Annotated in this window: 19 protein-coding genes and 1 pseudogene; 12 read left to right on the top strand and 8 right to left on the bottom strand. The window is 66.0% G+C overall.

Going from position 1 to position 17,732, the window contains the following annotated elements:
- The 3 genes from ACWEFV_RS07835 (at position 1) to ACWEFV_RS07825 (ending at position 2,548) form a co-directional block, all read left to right on the top strand.
- A complete protein-coding gene (locus ACWEFV_RS07835; protein ID WP_450069715.1) occupies positions 1 to 933 on the top strand; it encodes an NADP-dependent oxidoreductase in 933 nt (310 codons plus the stop codon).
- Between the two features lie 125 nt (positions 934 to 1,058).
- Positions 1,059 to 1,607, top strand: a complete 549-nt coding sequence (locus ACWEFV_RS07830; RefSeq protein WP_135451564.1) for an NAD(P)-binding domain-containing protein — start codon at positions 1,059 to 1,061, stop codon at positions 1,605 to 1,607.
- A complete protein-coding gene (locus ACWEFV_RS07825) occupies positions 1,607 to 2,548 on the top strand; it encodes an NADP-dependent oxidoreductase (RefSeq protein ID WP_450069714.1) in 942 nt (313 codons plus the stop codon). Before ACWEFV_RS07830 ends, ACWEFV_RS07825 begins: the two co-directional genes overlap by 1 nt.
- On the opposite strand, the gene ACWEFV_RS07820 is transcribed toward ACWEFV_RS07825, so the two are convergent.
- Complete coding sequence (locus ACWEFV_RS07820) at positions 2,539 to 3,033, bottom strand: MarR family winged helix-turn-helix transcriptional regulator (RefSeq protein ID WP_450069713.1); 495 nt, start codon at positions 3,031 to 3,033, stop codon at positions 2,539 to 2,541. The genes ACWEFV_RS07825 and ACWEFV_RS07820 overlap by 10 nt on opposite strands.
- A gap of 56 nt (positions 3,034 to 3,089) precedes the next feature.
- Here ACWEFV_RS07820 and ACWEFV_RS07815 point away from each other — a divergent pair, with 56 nt between their 5' ends.
- Positions 3,090 to 3,518, top strand: a complete 429-nt coding sequence (locus ACWEFV_RS07815; protein ID WP_135451566.1) for an ester cyclase — start codon at positions 3,090 to 3,092, stop codon at positions 3,516 to 3,518.
- On the opposite strand, the gene ACWEFV_RS07810 is transcribed toward ACWEFV_RS07815, so the two are convergent.
- Positions 3,507 to 4,391 (bottom strand): helix-turn-helix domain-containing protein, encoded by an 885-nt coding sequence (locus ACWEFV_RS07810; protein WP_135451567.1) that lies wholly within the window; start codon positions 4,389 to 4,391, stop codon positions 3,507 to 3,509. The genes ACWEFV_RS07815 and ACWEFV_RS07810 overlap by 12 nt on opposite strands.
- A 156-nt stretch (positions 4,392 to 4,547) precedes the next feature.
- Between ACWEFV_RS07810 and ACWEFV_RS07805 the strand changes: the two genes are divergently transcribed.
- The 5 genes and pseudogenes from ACWEFV_RS07805 (at position 4,548) to ACWEFV_RS07785 (ending at position 8,773) form a co-directional block, all read left to right on the top strand.
- Positions 4,548 to 5,324, top strand: coding sequence for an SDR family oxidoreductase (locus ACWEFV_RS07805; protein ID WP_135451568.1), 777 nt, complete (start codon positions 4,548 to 4,550; stop codon positions 5,322 to 5,324).
- Positions 5,325 to 5,341: 17 nt separating this feature from the next.
- Positions 5,342 to 6,076, top strand: coding sequence for an SDR family oxidoreductase (locus ACWEFV_RS07800; protein WP_135451569.1), 735 nt, complete (start codon positions 5,342 to 5,344; stop codon positions 6,074 to 6,076).
- Positions 6,077 to 6,304: 228 nt separating this feature from the next.
- Positions 6,305 to 7,402, top strand: a complete 1,098-nt coding sequence (locus tag ACWEFV_RS07795) for a fatty acid desaturase family protein (RefSeq protein ID WP_135451570.1) — start codon at positions 6,305 to 6,307, stop codon at positions 7,400 to 7,402.
- Positions 7,402 to 7,620 (top strand): annotated as a pseudogene (locus ACWEFV_RS07790) (aldehyde dehydrogenase family protein); the annotation flags it as partial. The gene ACWEFV_RS07795 and the pseudogene ACWEFV_RS07790, both read left to right, overlap by 1 nt.
- A gap of 10 nt (positions 7,621 to 7,630) precedes the next feature.
- Positions 7,631 to 8,773: an amidohydrolase family protein gene (locus ACWEFV_RS07785; protein ID WP_135451571.1), complete on the top strand. Its 1,143-nt coding sequence runs from the start codon at positions 7,631 to 7,633 to the stop codon at positions 8,771 to 8,773.
- A 1-nt stretch (position 8,774) separates the two neighbouring features.
- Here ACWEFV_RS07785 and ACWEFV_RS07780 read toward each other — a convergent pair whose 3' ends face one another.
- Positions 8,775 to 9,218 carry a MarR family winged helix-turn-helix transcriptional regulator gene (locus ACWEFV_RS07780; protein WP_135451572.1) on the bottom strand — a complete coding sequence of 148 codons (444 nt, stop codon included), beginning with the start codon at positions 9,216 to 9,218 and terminating at the stop codon, positions 8,775 to 8,777.
- Between the two features lie 188 nt (positions 9,219 to 9,406).
- Between ACWEFV_RS07780 and ACWEFV_RS07775 the strand changes: the two genes are divergently transcribed.
- Positions 9,407 to 10,003 carry a hypothetical protein gene (locus ACWEFV_RS07775; RefSeq protein ID WP_450069712.1) on the top strand — a complete coding sequence of 199 codons (597 nt, stop codon included), beginning with the start codon at positions 9,407 to 9,409 and terminating at the stop codon, positions 10,001 to 10,003.
- A 1-nt stretch (position 10,004) separates the two neighbouring features.
- Here ACWEFV_RS07775 and ACWEFV_RS07770 read toward each other — a convergent pair whose 3' ends face one another.
- The 5 genes from ACWEFV_RS07770 to ACWEFV_RS07750 form a co-directional block, all read right to left on the bottom strand.
- Positions 10,005 to 11,378 carry an FAD-binding oxidoreductase gene (locus tag ACWEFV_RS07770; RefSeq protein WP_450069711.1) on the bottom strand — a complete coding sequence of 458 codons (1,374 nt, stop codon included), beginning with the start codon at positions 11,376 to 11,378 and terminating at the stop codon, positions 10,005 to 10,007.
- 10 nt (positions 11,379 to 11,388) lie between these two features.
- A complete protein-coding gene (locus tag ACWEFV_RS07765; protein ID WP_450069710.1) occupies positions 11,389 to 12,624 on the bottom strand; it encodes an alpha/beta hydrolase in 1,236 nt (411 codons plus the stop codon).
- Positions 12,617 to 14,194 (bottom strand): acyl-CoA ligase FadD12, encoded by a 1,578-nt coding sequence (gene fadD12 / locus ACWEFV_RS07760; RefSeq protein ID WP_450069763.1) that lies wholly within the window; start codon positions 14,192 to 14,194, stop codon positions 12,617 to 12,619. Before fadD12 ends, ACWEFV_RS07765 begins: the two co-directional genes overlap by 8 nt.
- A gap of 75 nt (positions 14,195 to 14,269) precedes the next feature.
- The gene (locus ACWEFV_RS07755; protein ID WP_450069709.1) at positions 14,270 to 15,079 is read right to left on the bottom strand and encodes a 1-acyl-sn-glycerol-3-phosphate acyltransferase; all 810 of its coding nucleotides are present in this window, start codon (positions 15,077 to 15,079) and stop codon (positions 14,270 to 14,272) included.
- 193 nt (positions 15,080 to 15,272) lie between these two features.
- Positions 15,273 to 15,845, bottom strand: coding sequence for an HD domain-containing protein (locus tag ACWEFV_RS07750; protein WP_450069708.1), 573 nt, complete (start codon positions 15,843 to 15,845; stop codon positions 15,273 to 15,275).
- A 59-nt stretch (positions 15,846 to 15,904) separates the two neighbouring features.
- On the opposite strand from ACWEFV_RS07750, the gene ACWEFV_RS07745 reads away from it, so the two are divergent.
- Both ACWEFV_RS07745 and ACWEFV_RS07740 read left to right on the top strand, forming a co-directional pair.
- A complete protein-coding gene (locus tag ACWEFV_RS07745; RefSeq protein WP_450069707.1) occupies positions 15,905 to 16,744 on the top strand; it encodes an arylamine N-acetyltransferase family protein in 840 nt (279 codons plus the stop codon).
- Between the two features lie 63 nt (positions 16,745 to 16,807).
- Complete coding sequence (locus ACWEFV_RS07740; RefSeq protein WP_450069706.1) at positions 16,808 to 17,731, top strand: helix-turn-helix domain-containing protein; 924 nt, start codon at positions 16,808 to 16,810, stop codon at positions 17,729 to 17,731.
- Position 17,732 lies beyond the last annotated feature (1 nt).

The following is a 17,732-nucleotide window of genomic DNA, read 5'->3' as shown; positions in this document are numbered from 1 at the left end:
GTGCAAGCTGTGATTGCAAGCGACCGCGCGGCGGGGTTCGCCGGACTGTCGCTGTCCGAGGTGTCGTATCCGCACGCGGCCGAGAATGACGTTATCGTCCGGGTGCACGCGGCGGCGTTCACCCCGGGCGAGCTTGACTGGCCGGGGACGTGGACGGATCGCGCCGGCCGTGACAGGACGCCGACCATCCCGGGTCACGAAGTATCGGGAACTGTCGTCGAACTTGGCTATGGCACAACGGGTCTGACGATAGGTCGGAGGGTGTTCGGGATCACCGACTGGGCCCGCAACGGCACGCTGGCCGAGTATGTCGCGGTCGAGGCGCGCAATCTCGTCCCGCTGTCGGCCGATGTCGACCACACTGTCGCGGCGGCACTTCCGATCTCGGGCCTGACGGCCTGGCAGGGATTGTTCGACCACGGACACCTCGCGACCGGGCAGACCGTGCTGATCCACGGTGTCGCGGGCGCTGTCGGATCGATCGCGGCGCAGTTGGCGCGCGCATGCGGAGCCCGAGTGATCGGTAGTGGGCGAGGTGCACAACGGGACGTCGCGCTCGATCTGGGTGCCGACGTGTTCGTGGATCTCGAGCGAGGGTGGCCAGAGGAAGTCGGCCAGGTCGACGTGGTCTTCGACGTCATCGGCGGTGAGATCCTGGATCGCTCGGCGCAGTTGGTGCGGCCGGGCGGCACCCTGGTCACCATCGCGGAACCGCCGCGGGTTCAGCCGGCCGACGCTCGAGCGGTCTTCTTCGTCGTCGAGCCCGACCGCACGCAACTCGCCGCGCTGGAGCGCAAGCTCCGCAAGGGCCGACTGCGGCCGTCCGTCGGTGCGGTAGTTCCGCTCGCGGATGCGGTGTCAGCATTCGATCCGGCACAACGCGTCGCGGGCAAGACGATCATCAGGGTGGTTGACGGGGCATCGATGGGCTGAGTCCTCGCAGGAGTGTGCGGACGCGCGAGAAGTCACTGAGCACGGTATCTGCCCACGGAGAGGCCAACGCGCAACATTTTGCTGATACGTCACCAATCTTGCGAAGTCTGGGTATTGTCGATTCCGTGGAGATCGCCGTGATCGGCAGAGGGCACGTGGGTGGGGGACTGGCCCGGTTGTGGAGTGCCCACGGCCACCAGGTGCGCGCCTTCGGGCGGGAAGGTGGCGATGCCGCCGATGCCGATGTCGTTGTGGTTGCGGTTGCGGCAGCCCAGATTTCGGAGGCTCTGGGTGCGGTGGCCGGGCTGGCGGGTCAACTCACCATCGATGCGTGCAACATCTACACCGACCGTCACGGCGACTTTCCGTCGTTGTCGCATCAGATTCAGTCGATCATCGGTGGTCCGACCGCCAAGGCGTTTTCGACCAATTTCGCCAGTCTCTACGATCGGATCGGCGAGCAGCGGGTGGCGCCGAGCAACCTGTACGCCGCCGATGACGGCGCCCGGTCCTGTGCCGAGCAACTCAGCGTCGATGCCGGTTTTGAGCCGGTGTATGTGGGCCCGTTGGATCCCGGGGCGCGCCTCCTCGAGGACAGCTCCGGCCTGACTCGCGCGTTGGCGGCCACGTCCGGGCCGTTCTTCTACCGCTACGCGCAGCCGGGCCGGCTGTGATGAGGGCGGTGCGGTTCGCTCGTTACGGCGGACCAGATGTCCTCGAGGTGATCGAGGTTCCCCGTCCCACCGCAGGTCCGGGGCAGGTGGTGGTGGCTGTGGTAACCGCGGCCACCAACCCGGGTGAGATCGGTATTCGCGAGGGCCGGTTCGCCGATATCTGGCCGGCCCACTTCCCCGAAGGGCAGGGCAACGATTTCGCCGGGTTCATCGCCGAGATCGGCGACGGGGTTGACGAATTCGTGGTCGGTGACGAGGTCATCGGGTTCGCGCCGCGGCAGGCGCAGGCCGAATACGTCGGGCTCGGTGTCGATCGAGTCGCGCCCAAACCTGGCGGGCTGTCCTGGGAGGCGGCCGCGACCATCGCCGGCGCCGGTGCCACGGCATGGGCATCGGTCGCCGCGGTAAACCCGCAGCCGGGTGAGACCGTGGTGGTGTCCGCCGCGGCCGGCGGTGTCGGGATCTACGCAGCCCAGTTGGCCAGGTTGCGTGGCGCCGAGGTCATCGGCACCTGCGGGGAAGCCAACGTCGACCTCCTGTCCTCGCTGGGAATCGTGCCCGTCCGGTACGGGTCGGGATTGCCCGACCGGCTTCGTGAGTTGGCCCCCAACGGTGTCGACGGCTTCATCGACACTTTCGGGTCGGGCAATGTCTCGCTTGCCATTGGCCTCGGCGTTGAACCCGAACGCATCAACACGCTCATCGATCAGGAAGCGGTCGAGCGGTTCGGGGTGCATTCCGAAGCCCAGGAGGAGGCCGACACTCCGGATATCTGGGCAGAACTCGCAGGCCTGGTCGCGACGGGCGACATCACGGTGCCGATCGCGGCGGTCTACGACCTCACCACCGAACAGGTCCGCCAGGCTTACCGCGATGTCGGTACCCGCCACGTGAGCGGCAAACGCGTTCTTCGGATCGGGCCGGGCGACCGTCAGATATGACGCTCAGTGTCGGTGTCTTCGGTCGTGTATTGGCGGATCGCCACCAGCATGCGGTCCAGCACCACACCCAACGTGTCGAGTTCGTCGTCGGAGATCGGGTCGAAGAACAGTTGCCGGACCAGCGCCACGTGGTTGGGTGCGGCGTGTTCGATGACAGCCTTGCCCGCGGGTGTGAGCCGAACGATCGAACCGCGAGCGTCGTCTGCGTAGAGTTCGCGAGCAACCAAGCCCCGCTTGACCATTCGCGTGACCTGATGCGAGGTGCGACTGCGGTCCCATCCCAGGGCGATACCGAGGTCCTTGGTCCGCAATTGCCCGTCCGGGGCGTCCGACAACGGCACCATCACGGCGTAGTCGGCCGCCGAGATGCCTTCCTGCCGCGACAGTTGGAGGTGGAACGCCGCCTGCAACTCCCGCCGAACATCTCGGTAGGACTGCCAGATCCGTGCTTCTCGTTTAGTGAGCCACCCTGACCTTCTCACCACAGCAACACGCTAGCAGGGCACTTCCCATATCAGCAGCAACAGAAAGGCCGCCATCAATGACCGATCCCGATACTTCCGAGGCCATCAAGGCGGTGGTTCGCCGCAACACCGAACAGGTTCAGGGCCAAGGCGATTTCGTCCTCTTCGAGGAACTGTTCGCCGATGATTTCGTCGACCACACGCCGCAACCCGGCACCACTGCCGACAAGGCCGGGGTGCTGGTGCTCTACAAGCGGCTGCGGGGGGCGTTCAGCGATTTTCGTCCCGAGATCCACTGGCAAACCGCTGACGGCGACATCGTCACCACCTACAAGGTCTACCACGGCACCCATGATGGCGACTTTCTCGGCATCGCCCCTACCGGCAAGCGCATCCAGTTCGAGACGGTCGACGCCATGCGCGTGCGTGACGGCAAGATCAGCGACCACTGGGGTGTAGCCAACTTGTATTCGGTCCTGCAGCAGCTCGGGCAGTTACCGACCTGAGTGGGGGGCCGGCTGGACGTGACGCTCACCGTCGTGCCAGTTGGCAAGTAGTCGTAGCGACGTCTCGTCGGGTGATCCGGGTTCGGTCGTGTACACGATGAGGATCTGATCGGGGTCGCCCGATGGATTGAGCGCCTGATATCTGACGGTGAGGTCGCCGACCAGCGGATGGTGGTAGGCCTTTGTCCCGGTGGTGCGGCGTTCCACGTTGTGGTTCGACCACCACTTGCGGAATTCCACCGACCGGATGGACAGCTCACCGACCAGCGCCGACAGCTTCTCGTCATCGGGGTAGCGGCCGGCGTCCAGGCGCAGCATCGCCACGGTATCGGTGGCCACCTCGTCCCAGTCCGCATACAACTCCCGCGCGTGCGGGTCGAAGAACACGAATCGTGCCTGATTGCGCAATGGGGCAGGAAGTTCACGAAACTCGGTGATGAGCGCACCCGCCAAACGGTTGTGCGCCAGCACATCCAGCCGCCGGCCCAGTACGAACGCCGGAGATGACACCTGGTCGAAAAGCTCCAATAGGCGCAGCGTCGCCGGGTCAACCGATTGTGGCCTCGATCGGCGTTTCCTTTGCGCCGGTTGTGGTTTGGCAATCAGATGAAGATGCTGGCGTTCGGCGTCGTTGAGCCGCAGCGCAGCGGCCAACGCGTCGAGCACATCGGCGGATGCGCTGCGGCTGCGGCCTTGCTCCAGGCGGGTGTAGTAGTCGACACTGACGCCGGCGAGCCTGGCCAGCTCCTCGCGGCGCAGACCCGGTACCCGGCGTCGCTGGGCAGGCCCGTCCAGGCCGACATCTTGCGGGCTGAGCTGGGCGCGTCGGGCGCTGAGGAACTCCGCCAGCTCGGTGGGTCTCCGGTCGCTCATATCAGCAGTCTGCCGCGCCGTGCACCCGTCGGCGGTGCTTTATGGTGGCCCAACTTGTCCCCCGATACTTCGGGCCAGCCTGTGCCCCCAACAACAACCCTCGGAGCTGTTGTCTCGGATGTACACATCCACGCATTTCCGAAGGGACCGAAGCACATGTCCACAGTCATCACCGCCACCCCGCTGTCCGGCCGCGTCGCCGTCGTCACCGGAGCCTCCAGCGGTATCGGCGAAGCCACCGCATTTCGGTTGGCGTCTTTGGGCGCCAAGGTGGCCATCGCGGCGCGCCGGGCAGACAAGCTCGACGCGCTGGCGGCGCGCATCACGAACGCCGGGGGCACCGCACTCGCGGTGCCGCTCGACGTCACCGATCGCACGGCGGTCAACGCGGCTGCCCAACAGATCGCCGACCAGTTCGGCCCGGTCGACCTGGTATTCAATAACGCTGGGGTTCAACTGATCTCGCCCGTCGAAGACGTCAGGTTCGATGAATGGCAACGTCAGATCGACCTCAACATCACCGGCGTCATGAATGTCATCGGGGCATTCGTCCCGCAGCTGATCGATTCAGCCGCTCACGGCAAACCGGCCGACCTCATCACCACGTCGTCGATCGCGGCGACCCGCGTGCTGGAGAAGTTCTCCGTCTACTCCGGGACCAAGGCGTACATCAGCCAGCTGACCCGGCTGTTGCGCGTCGAGCTCGGCCGCAAGATGGTGCGCGTCTCGACCATCGAACCGGGGATGGTGGATACCGAACTGCCGGACCATGTGACCGACCCCGACGCCAGCCGGTTGATGGCCGACCTCATCAACGACATCGACGTGCTCAGTGCCGCCGACGTCGCCGAAACGGTCGCCTTCATCGCCTCGGTACCCCGGCACGTCAACCTCACCGAAATCACCATCCTGCCCACCCAGCAAGCCGTCTGACCCGAGAGAACACCACCATGACCAACAACCCGAAGACAGTCCTGATCACCGGAGCCAGCAGCGGAATCGGCGAAGCCACGGCACTGCGCCTCGCCGAGGACGGTCACCGGCTCTTCCTGGGCGCCCGCCGCACCGAACGGCTCGACGCCCTGGCCGCGCGTATCGAGACCGCCGGAGGCACCGCATCGTCTCGCCGGCTGGATGTCACCGATGCCGCCGACGTTCAGCAGTTCGTCGGTGGCGCGGTCAGCACCTACGGCGGCGTGGACGTCATGATCAACAACGCGGGCGTCATGCCGCTGTCGGCGCTGGCCGAAAACAAGGTCGACGAGTGGAACCGGATGATCGATGTGAACATCCGCGGTGTACTTCATGGCATCAGCGCGGCGCTGCCCGTGATGCAGGTCCAGGGCAGCGGTCACATTGTCAATGTGGCTTCCATCGGCGCCCACGAAGTGGAACCGACCGCGGCCGTCTACTCCGCGACCAAGTTCGCGGTCTGGGCCATCTCCGAAGGGCTGCGCAAAGAACAGTCCGGGGCCATCAGGGTCAGCGTGATCTCCCCGGGTGTTACCGAATCCGAACTCGCCGAATCGATCTCAGACTCGGCGGCCCGTGAGGCCATGCGTACCTACCGCGCCCTGGCCATTCCCGCCTCCGCTATCGCCGATGCCATCGCATTCGCGATCGGGCAACCCCCGACGGTGGACGTCAACGAGATCATCGTGCGGCCGGCCGCCAGCACGCATTGAACGTGCAGGTTATGCGCGCTCCTATTGGATCGGTTCGTCGCCGAGCACCGTGGTGTGCAGCATGTGGCGCGGGGAGTTGGGCGCGGGCCGTACGTCCGCGCCGCCATTTCGCCTGTCCGGCGAACCTCGATTTCCTGTCGTCAAGCCCGAGCCTTTAGGCTGCGGTCTGGCCCTCGCGGTGGCCGGGATTCCACCGCTCCAACGCTGCACCCACCCGAGGACACCTTGATGGCGATCGCCGATGTCTCCACCTACCTGCATCTCAGCAGCGCGGACGTCGAAGAGATCGCCTATGAACTCGACGTGATCCGCCGAGACGTCGAGGAGTCGCTCGGGGCGGAGGACGCGGCCTATATCCGGCGGGTGATCCATTTCCAGCGGGTGCTCGACGTCGCGTCGCGGCTGGTGATCGCCGGCAGTCGGTCGAAGACCGGTTGGTTGGTGGGAACGTGCGCGCTGGCATATGCGAAGTCCATCGAGAACATGGAACTCGGCCACAACATCTCCCATGGCCAGTGGGATTGGATGAACGATCCCGAAATCCACTCCAATACCTGGGAGTGGGACATGGTCGGGCATTCTGCGCAGTGGCGGTACTCGCACAACTATCGGCACCACGTGTACAGCAATGTGCTCGGCATGGACGAGGACATCGGCTACCGCCTCCATCGGGTCACCACCGACCAGCCGTGGCGCTGGGTCCACCTGGCGACTCCGGTGCGAAACTTGGTGCTGGCAGCGATGTTCGAGTGGGGTATTGCCCTGCACGGCCTGCACTCCGAGCGTCTCCGGCACGAGGCGCCGGACGCTGTGGCGGTGGAGAAGCGAAGGTTTCTCGGCAAGATCGCCCGCCAGCTGAGCAAGGACTATGTGTTCCTGCCCGCGCTGAGCGGACGCCGGTGGTGCCGAACTTTGACGGCGAACCTCACCGCCAACGTGATCCGCAACCTGTGGGTGTACGTGAACATCATCTGCGGGCACATCCCCGACGGCGCCGAGACGTTCGACCCGGCGGTGGTCAAGGACGAGACCAAAGGCGAGTGGTATCTCCGGCAAATGCTCGGGACCGCAAACTTCAACGCGGGCCCGCTGCTGGCGATCTCGGGCGGTCACCTGTGCTACCAGATCGAGCATCACCTGTTCCCCGACCTGCCGAGCAACCGCCTCCCACAGGTCAGCGTTCGCGTGCGGGAACTGTGCGAGAAGTACGACCTGCCCTACAACACGGCATCGCTTCCGCGCCAGCTCTTCCGGACCCAACGGATCATCCATAGCTTGGCGTTTCCCGATTGGATGCTGAGCATCGGCCGGCGACGCCGCAAATAGGCCTGGCCGGGGCGGTATGGACGGCTGATGCCGACCGCGGCGTCAGCATCACCGAACGTGTACAAACGGGCACTTTCGGGGTAAACCAGGGGTACGCAATGGATCCGTTCGCACCGTTCGGCGGCGTCAAGGACAGCGGATAAGGCCCGGAGCTGGGCAGTGAAGGGCTCGAAGGCCATCTCGAGACCAAATCCATCGCCGTCGCAACCGCATGTTGAGGGGACGAAGATGACCGTGACCACCTCGCAGAGGGTTCCCGCCACCGAACGCATCGCGGTGCGCTGCGTCGACTCCGATGTGCATCCCATGCCGCGTCGGGGCGAATTGGGTCAGTACATCCCGGAGCCCTGGCGCAGCAGATACTTCAACACCCACGATGTGGGTGAGCTCATCTACTACGACGCCCCCGACTACGCGCACGCCTACGCCATGCGCGCTGACACGTTCCCGGCCGACGGCGAATTCGCAGGCAGCGATCCTGACCTCGCCTTCCGGCAGTTGATCATGGAGGCCGGTTCGGACATCGCGATCCTGGAGCCCGCGGCCTATGGGGCGCACATCCCCGAGGCCAACCACGCCATGAAGTGCGCGATGAACGACTGGCAGGCCAACCACTGGCTCGACAGTCACAACAACTGGCACGAGCGGTGGCGGGGCTCGATCTGCGTCGCAATCGAGGCTCCGGAGTCGGCGGCGCAGGAGATAGAGCGCTGGGCCGGGCATCCGTACATGGCGCAGATCCTCATCACGGCCGAACCACGGCCGTCGTGGGGGGACCCGAAGTACGACCCGGTATGGGCGGCGGCGACCAAGCATGACATCACCGTGAGCTGTCACCTGGGGCGCGGCGAGTTCGACGAGCTACCGATACCGCCGGTGGGGTTGCCGAGCTACAACCACGACTTCATGGTCACGTACTCGCTGCTGGCGGCCAATCAGGTGATGAGCCTGGTCTTCGATGGCGTGTTCGACCGGTTCCCGACCCTGCGCATTGTGTTGGTCGAGCATGCGTTCAGCTGGATCCTGCCGCTGATGTGGCGCATGGACGCGATCTACGAGGCGCGCAAATCCTGGATGGACATCAAGCGCAAACCGTCCGAATACGTCAAGGACCACATCAAGTTCACCACGCAGCCACTCGATTACCCCGAGGACAAGACCGAGCTGTCGCGGGCCTTCGAGTGGATGGAGTGCGAGAAGATCCTGCTGTTCTCCAGCGACTATCCGCACTGGACGTTCGATGATCCGCGCTGGCTGGTCAAGCACCTGCCCGAGCACGCGCGTGAGGCCATCATGTTCCGCAACGGCATCGAGACCTACAAGCTCCCCGAGACCGTTCCGGTCCTCGAGGGCCAGGTGCGGGTGTTCTGAGTCAGGAGCCAACCGGCCCGCACGCGGTGTCGTCGCGTCCGGCCTTGCGTAACAACGCCTTGAGCTGCTGTTGTTCGGTGGGCGTCAGGCGGTCCAGCACGCGCTGATCAGCCGTGTGGACGGCCTCCTCGGCGCGGGTGAGCAACGCTCGGCCTGCCGAAGTGAGCTCGGCAGGCAGTGCTTTTCCCACCGCTGCCGTATCGCGGCGCACAGTGCCCGCGGCTTCCAGGCGGTGCAGCAGCTGGTTGGTCGCCTGCGCGCTGACATTGGTGTAGCGGGCCAGGTCGGCGCTGGTGAGCCCGGGATTCAGCGAGATGATCCGCAGGCAGACGAACTCCGCCAGTCCGAGTCCGAGCGGAGCGAGAACAGCGGCGGCCTCCGGGCGCAGCGTTGCCGCCACCCGGTGCAGCAGGTATCCCAGCGGCTCGCTGTCTGGGGCAGTCATAGCTGGCATCTTCACACGCGCTGTCCTCATCGACATGCGGACCGGTCGCACCGTTTCGCTCAGAGCTCAAGCAGTTCTCAGCCAGATCTCATTGAATTGGCCCCGAATGGGGCGTATCAAGGAACTTGATACACCTACTGGGCCGCGTTCCGTCGGTCCGGTTGAAAATCTGGAAAAGGATGTGTGACATGGGTTTTGGAGGATTCTTTGGCGGCGGAGGCCCGGGCTTCGGCGGCGGTAACTGCGGTCACGGTGAGCACGGCGGCTTCGGCGGTTTCGGTGCGGGAGCGTTCGGCGGACCCGGCTTCGGCGGCGGTTTCGGTGGGCCGGGCTTCGCGCTCAAGCGCGCGGCGATCGGCACCGCGGCACTGCTACTCGACGGGCCGGCCACGGCTGAACAGATCGTCGAACGCACCACGGAAGCCACCGGTGGTGCGTTCACCCCGCCGCAGGACATCGTCGATTTGGCGATCGCCGCGCTGGCCGGCCGCGGTGTGGTCACCGTGTCCGACGGTGTCGCCACGCTGACCGACTTCGGCACTCAGTTGCTGGCCTGGCGTGGTGTCACCAGCGAGACCGCACATGCGTTCTTGGGCAAGGCGGGCAAGTTCGCGGACGTCATCAAGATCCGCACCGGCCTGCACGAGGTCGCGGGTCTGGCCCGCACCATCGCGTTCACGGGCACGGACGAGCAGAAGGCCAAGCTCGGTGAGGTGCGGACGAACCTGCTCGCGGCGATCACCGAGGCGAAGAAGGCCTTGCACGGGGTGCTGGCCGAGAGCTGAGTCAGCGCAGTACCGAACCCGGATTGAGGATGCCCTGTGGGTCCAGGGCATCCTTGATCCGGCGGGTCAGCGCCATCACGTCGTCGCCGAGTTGCAGTGGCAGCCAATCCCTTTTGAGCCGGCCGATGCCGTGCTCGCCGGTGATGGTGCCGCCCATGGCGATCGCCAGTTCCATGACGCGGGCGAACGCGACCCGGGCCCGCTCACTCATATCCGGATCCTGGGCATCGAACACCACCACCGGGTGGGTGTTTCCGTCACCGGCGTGCGCGACGACGCAGATCAGCACGTCGCAGTCGTCGGCGATGCGCTTGATGCCGGCCACCAGTTCCGGCAGGTCGGGTATCGGCACCGTCACGTCCTCGAGATAGAACGTGCCCAGTTGCATCAGGGCCAGGCCCACCAGGCGACGAGCCGCCGTGAACGCGGCGCCCTCTTCCGGGTCATCGGTCGCGTAAACCTCAGTGGCCCCCGCCTTTTCGCAGGCCTCGACGATGTGCGCGATTTCCTCGGCGGCGGCGCCCGGTGCGTCGGACTGAACCAGCAGCATCGCCTCTGCCGAGCGGTCCAGGCCCATGCGGCGATAGTCCTCGACCGCGTTGATGGTGGCGTGGTCCATCAGCTCCAACATGGCCGGCCGGACCTTCTCGGTGATGGCCACCACCGCGTCGGCGGCGTCCTGCACGGAGCCGAATAGCGCGACCGCGGTCGATGCCGGGGGCTGCGCCGGGATCAGCCGCAGGGTGAGTTCGGTGATCACGCCGAGGATGCCCTCGGAACCCACGAACAGCTTCGTCAACGACAGGCCGGCAACGTCTTTCAGTCGTGGGCCGCCCAACCGCACAGCCGTGCCGTCGGCCAGCACCACCTGCATGCCCAGCACGTAATCACTGGTGACCCCGTACTTCACACAGCACAACCCGCCGGCATTGGTCGCCGCGTTCCCGCCGATCGAGGAGATTTCGACCGAACCGGGGTCAGGTGGGTACCACAGCCCGTGCTCAGCGGCGGCCTTTTTCACTTCGGAGTTCATCAGACCGGGTTGCACCACCGCGGTGCGGCTCGCGGTGTCGATGCGGATGTCGCGCATCCGTTCGGTGCTGAGAATGATGCCGCCGTCGACCCCGTTGGCGCCGCCGGTAAGCCCGGATCCCGCGCCCCGGGGCACCACGGCGACACGGTGTGCGCTCGCCCACCGCAGCACGGCTTGCACGTCTTCGGTGCTACCGGCCCGCACCACGGCCCGCGGTCGGCCCGCCTCCGGGTCGAGCGCGGCGTCGCGGCGATAGCCTTCGATCAGGGCAGGGTCGGTGATCACCGCGCGATCCGGCAGCGCGGCGGTCAGCGCGGCGATCTCGGTGTCCGGTGTGGACATCTGAGAAATTCTAGTAACCGGAAGCGGCGTCCGCGGTGTTCTGCGCCGTGGTCCTGGCCCGGGCCCAGTTCAGGAACTCCGCGACGGCATCGGCCGTGTAGTGCCCGCGCGGTGAGCCGAAGATGTCGAACGCGTGCTGGGCGTGTGGAATCTCGGCGTAGATCACCGGTGAGTTCGACACCTTGCGCAGTGCGGCGACGAACTCGCGGCCCTCGCCTACCGGGATGACGGAGTCGTCGGCCCCGTGCAGCACGAAGAACGGTGGGGCGTCGGGGTGTACCAGCGTGATCGGTGAGGCATCCTTGTACACCTGGTCATTGGTGGCCAGCGGCAGCTTGACGATGAGCCGCTCCAGCGCCTCGACGAACTCCGCGCGCCCGGTGCCGGTGGTGCTGAACCAGTCGTAGCGGCCGTAGACGGGCACCGCCGCCGCCACCGAGGTGTCGGCATCCTCGAAACCCGGCTGCCACTTGGGATCATTGGGGGTCAGTGCGGCCAGTGCGGTCAGATGCCCACCCGCCGATCCGCCGGTGATGCACACCGCGTCTGGGTCGCCGCCGTATTCGGCGATGTTGGCCTTCACCCACGCCAAGGCCTGTTTCACGTCGATGATGTGGTTGGGCCACGGGTGGCGCGGGCTGATCCGGTAGCCGATCGACACGCAGATCCAGCCCTGCTCGGCCAGGTGACTCATCAGTGGATATGACTGCGGCCGGCGCATACCGATCATCCACGCCCCGCCCGGCACCTGCAGCAGCACCGGCGCCTTGCCGTCGAGCGGCAGGTCCGGACGCATCCAGATGTCGGCGAGGTTGGCCCAATGCGGGCCGTAGTGCACGGTCTTGCGTACGTAGCGGCGCCGGCTCATCGACGTCGAGTACACCTCGCCGCGACGTAGGGGCCGCAGCGCGGACGGATACTCGTCGGCCAGGGCCTCACGTACCGGATCTTCGAAGTAGTGCCGCGACTGCACACCGCGACGGTGCACCAGCACCAGCAGTGCCCAGGAAATCGCCTTGAGTAGCAAGGAGATCCGGCCGCTCGCGGACCGGTAGTCACCACGGATGCCGCGGCGCAGCGCATCCAGGGCCGACCCGGTGATCACCAGCGGGGCGTTCTCCGAAGTCGGCCAGCCGAAGGCGAAGGCGAGGATGGTGCTGTAACCCTTGCGTCCGAGCGGTTTCACTGCGTTGGCAGCGTTGAGCAACTCGGCCGCCGCTGCGAGCAGCCGTCGACGTTCAGCCATCCACCTTCTCCTGGAGTTGGCGTCGGTCGATCTTGCCGGTGCTGTTGCGCGGCAACTCGTCGAGCACGGTGATCTCCCGCGGCACTTTGTAATTGGCCAGGTTCTCGCGAACGTACGCCTTCAAGTTGTCGGGGGTGGCCTGGCTATTGGAACCGGAGAGCACCACGAACGCGGCAAGCCGCTGCCCGTACTGCGTGTCATTGACGCCGATCACCGCGGCCTCGGCGACATCGGGATGGCCGGCCAGGACCTTCTCCACCTCGATCGGATACACGTTCTCGCCGCCGGAGACGATCATCTCGTCGTCACGGCCCACCACGAACAACCGGCCCGCCTCGTCCAGGTAGCCCACATCGCCCGACGACATGAATCCCTCGTGGAAATCCTTCGTCGTGCCGGACGTGTAGCCGTCGAACTGGGTCGAGTTGCGCACGTAGATGGTGCCCACCTCCCCGGTGGGGACCTGCCGGAACTCCGTGTCGACGATGCGGATCTCGGTGCCCTCGGCGGGTTTACCCGCTGTGTCGGGGGCGGCGCGCAGATCGGCCGGTGTCGCGGTGGCGATCATGCCGGCCTCGGTGGCGTTGTAGTTGTTGTAGATGATGTCGCCGAACCGGTCCATGAATGCGATGACGACATCGGGACGCATGCGCGATCCGGACGCGGCGGCGAACCGCAGCGTGCGTCCGTCGTAGCGATTCAGCACGTTCTCGGGGAGTTCCATGATCCGGTCGAACATCACCGGCACCACGCACAGGCCCTTGGCCCGGTGCCGGTCGACGAGCTCGAGCGTGGCCTCGGGGTCGAACTTGCGCCGGGTGACGATGGTGCAGGCCATCGATGCCGCGAAGGCCAGCTGGGAGAAGCCCCAGGCGTGGAACATCGGCGCCACGATCACAACCCGCTCTTCGGTGTGCCACGGGGTGCGGTCCAGGATCGACTTCAGCACCTCGGGTCCGCCACCGGAATGCTTGGCGCCCTTGGGTGTTCCGGTGGTGCCCGAGGTCAGCAAGATGACCTTGCTCTTCTCCTCGGCGCGCCGCGGCTCCGCACCGCGGTGCTGCTCGACGAGCTTGGCCACGGTGACGTCGTGGATGTTGGTGTCGGTCCACGCCACGATCCGTGCGGCGTTGGGCCGGTCCGACAGGGCCCGGTCGACCGTTTCGGTGAACTCTTCGTCGTAGATGACGGCGTCGACCGCTTCGCGGTTGACCACCTCGGCCAGCGCCGGTGCGGCGAACGACGTGTTGAGCAGCAGCACGTCGGCGCCGATGCGGTTGGCGGCGATCAGCGACAACACGAAGCCGCGGTGATTGCGGGCCATGATGCCGAGCACTTTCGGTTCACCGCCCGGCAGTGCCTGCAGGCCGGCCGCCAGCGCGTCGGCCTGTTGGTCCACCTGTTGCCAGGTCAGCGTTCCCAGTTCGTCTACCAGGCCGGGCCGGTTCGGGCAGCGGACCGCCGAGGCCGCGAAACCCGAAGTGACGCTCATGTTCTCGCGCGCCATGGCCGCGGCGATGCGCAGGTACTTGTCCGGGCGCATCACCGTGATGATTCCGGCCCGGCGCATGGTGGTGACCAGGCCGACGGTGTCGGTGACCCGGTCCAGCGGTCCCGTCAGCAGATCGAGCGGGTTCACCGGTGATCAGCCGATCACCGGGAAGCGGCGCTCTGCGGCCAGCTCGTCCAGCGCGCGCTGCATGACCCGGCGGACATGGGCGTCGACCTCGTCGATATCGGGGTTCTCGCCGAACTCGGCCTCGATGTCGATCGGCTCCAGCGTCTTCATCACGATCTTGCTGGGCAACGGGACATTGAGCGGCAGCACCGCCGACAGGCCGAACGGGAAACCGAACGACACCGGCACGATCTTGGTGCGGGCCATCCGTGCGATCGGGCCGAGCGCCTTGGCCACTCCGGTGCCGCGGGACAGGAACAGCTGGGTCTCCTGGCCGCCGATGCCGACCATCGGAACGATCGGCACGCCTGCGTTGATGGCGGCCTTGATGTAGCCGGTGCGCCCGGCGAAGTCGATCTTGTTGGCCGACAAGGTCGGCCGATACACGTCGTAGTCACCGCCGGGGAACACCACGACCACGCCGCCTGAACGCAGCGCCTCGTCAGCGTTCTCGTGGCTGGCCCGGATGAAGCCGGTCTTCTTGAAGAAGGCCGCGGTAGGGCCGGTCATCAACATGTCATGGCTGAGGGTGTAGACGGGGCGTTCGTAGCCGAACTTCTCGTAGAAGCCCGTCGCGAACACCGGCACGTCCAGGGCGAACAGGCCACCGGAATGGTTCGACACCACGAGCGCGCCACCGTTGGGGAAGCTGTCCAGCCCGCGCACCTCGGCGCGGTGGTAGCCCTTGATGAGCGGCCGCAGGAAGCCCATGACCTTTTCGGTCAGGCCCGGATCCCACTTGGTGATTTCGGACGGGTCGATATCGGTCGCAGCCACAGGGTCCCCCTGATGTGGATTGGAACGTGTTCTAGTTTTGCCAGTGTACCCAGGTCGCAGGTGAAAAACCCATTTGCTTTGCGGGTCCGTATACCTACCGCCGGGTAGCTGCGGACAATCCTCTCAAAACCACAGGTCGCGCGGCGTGGCTATGAGATCAACGGATTCGTCACAGTCGGCGGCATCCGATTCCTCAGCTGTTCAGCTCACCGATTTCATCGGTGACATTGCGTCTGGCCTGCTCCTCCCAGCGTTCCCGGCCGGGCACGGTGTGGAAGATCTGCCCGGCGAGCAACGCCGAGAGCACTCGAGCCCGTGCAGGTTTGAACACGTCGTCCGGCACCGCCGCATATTCGTCGCGCACCGCGTCGGCGTATTGCCGATAGCGGACTGCCGGCGCACCGAGCACTGACAGGTCGGCGTCGCTGAGCACCGCGGCGTTCACGTCGCCGTTGTCGACTTTGTGGAACTTGGTCGCCAGGACGAGTCGCGCCACTTCGTCGCAGTCCGGAGATCCGTCCAACATTTGGCGGGCCAACATCGCCGAGCGGTCTTCGTTGTCGTCGCGGCCGACGTCGTAGATCGCGTCGTGGAACCACGCCGCGAGTTCGACGGCTTCCCGATCGAACTGCAGCCCGTCCCCAGCAAGGACGTCGATCGCGTCGAGCACTTCGTGTAGGTGCGCAACGTTGTGGTGCCTGCGGTGGGATTCCGACCAACGGGCCAGCAGATCGTCCCGCAGTCCCTCGGTTAGGTGGGCAGCCATGGGTCCAGTGTCCTCCGCAGTTGACCTGAACCAATGTTGAGGCAGCATGATTGACGGTCATGGGATTCGACCTCCCCGGCTACTTCGGCCGGATCGGCTATCACGCTTCGACGCAACCGGACTCCGACACCTTGCGGGGCATCATCGCCGCACACGGCCGCTCCATCCCGTTCGAGAACCTGGACCCGCTGGTGGGCATCCCGGTCGGCGATCTGAGCGCCGCGGCGCTGTCGGACAAGCTCGTCACCCGCCGCCGCGGCGGCTACTGCTACGAGCACAACGGACTTCTCGGATACGTCCTCGACGAGCTGGGGTACGGCGTCGAACGCCTGGCCGGGCGGGTGATCTGGATGAAGGAACCCGACGCGCCGTTGCCCGCCCTCACCCACAACGTGCTGGCCGTGACGGTGCCGGGGGAGGCCGGACGGTACCTGGTCGACGTCGGCTTCGGCGGGCAGACGCTGCCCTCGCCGATCCGGCTGCAGACCGGTGCGGTCCAGCAGACCCGCCACGAGCCCTACCGACTGCTCGAGCTGCCGACCCGCCATGAGCCGGAGTACGAGTTGGCCGCCCAGGTCCGTGGGGCGTGGCAGCCGCTGTACCGGTTCACCACCGTGCCGCAGCCGTGCATCGACCTGGAGGTCGGAAGCTGGTATGTGTCAACGCATCCGGGTGGCATTTTCGTCGTCGGGCTGTCTGCGGCGCTCGTCACCGACGACGCCAGGATCAATCTGCGCGGCCGGAACCTGGCCATTCACCGTCACGGCGAGACCGAGCGGATCCGATTCGACACCGCCGCACAGGTTCTCGACGCGCTCACCGAACGGTTCGGCGTCAACCTGTCCGATCTCGACGGCGTCGATGTCGAGGCCCGGGTGGCGCAGGTGCTGGACAGCTGAGCGCTCCCGGGTGACCACAGCAGGAAATGTCATGTTCCTCGGGCCGGCGGCCGACCATACTCGGTGACCGTGGAGGACCAACCGAACGGACGTGACCGGCTCCGTGAACTGCTCGACGCCGTCGTCGACGACGACAACTCGGGCGTCGGCGACATGGCCCGCAGCAGTTACGCCTCGGAGTTCCACTTTTCCCGGGAGGTGCGCAGGCTCACCGGGGAACCACCTGCAGCACTGCGCCGGCGGGTCATGCTCGAGCGTGCGGCCTGGCGGTTGCAGCAGGGTGCCGGGGTGGCCGAGGTGGCGGAGTCCGAGGGGTGGTCGTCGGCCGAGGTGTTCTCCCGGGCGTTCCGCCGTGCGTTCGGGGTACCTCCGTCTCGCGCCGACGATGTCGGGTTCCGGTTGACCGCTCCCAACGGAGTGCACTTCCATCCGCCACAGTCGTTGTGGTGTGACGCCGACCCGGGGGAGGCATCCGGTCCGGATATCGCCCAGTTCATGCTCGTGCACGATGTCGCCGACACCGAGTACCTGATCGGTGCGGCCACGGGACTGTCCGAACAGCAATGGAAACAGGAGATTTCGCCGGGGCAGGTGGTGCTGGACTGGGACGGTCCGGAGCCGAGCGTCGCGGCGGCACTCGGGGCGGTCGTGTGGACCAAGGAGGTCTGGCTGGCGACCATCGAGGGCCGGGACTTCCCCTCGCGCGACACCACCAGGAGCGCGACGGCCGAGCAGCTCGCCGCGCACCACCGTGTCATCGGAAAGCGCTGGACCACACTGATATCGGAGTACTCTGCTGCGGGCCGGCTGGGCGACACTGTGATCGATGCGCTGTGCGATCCACCGGAATCTTTTCAGCTGTACGGGATTGTCGCGCACGTGCTGACCTATTCGGCTCATCGGCGTGCACTCGTACGGGGCATGTTGGCCCGACACGGTGTCGACGTCGATCGGGGAGACCCACTGGAATGGATGAGGAAGGACTGAC

It is taken from the genome of Mycobacterium sp. NPDC004974 (assembly GCF_053600815.1).
The sequence above is the reverse complement of the archived record's forward strand: the minus strand, read 5'-3'. Positions and strand labels throughout refer to the sequence as shown.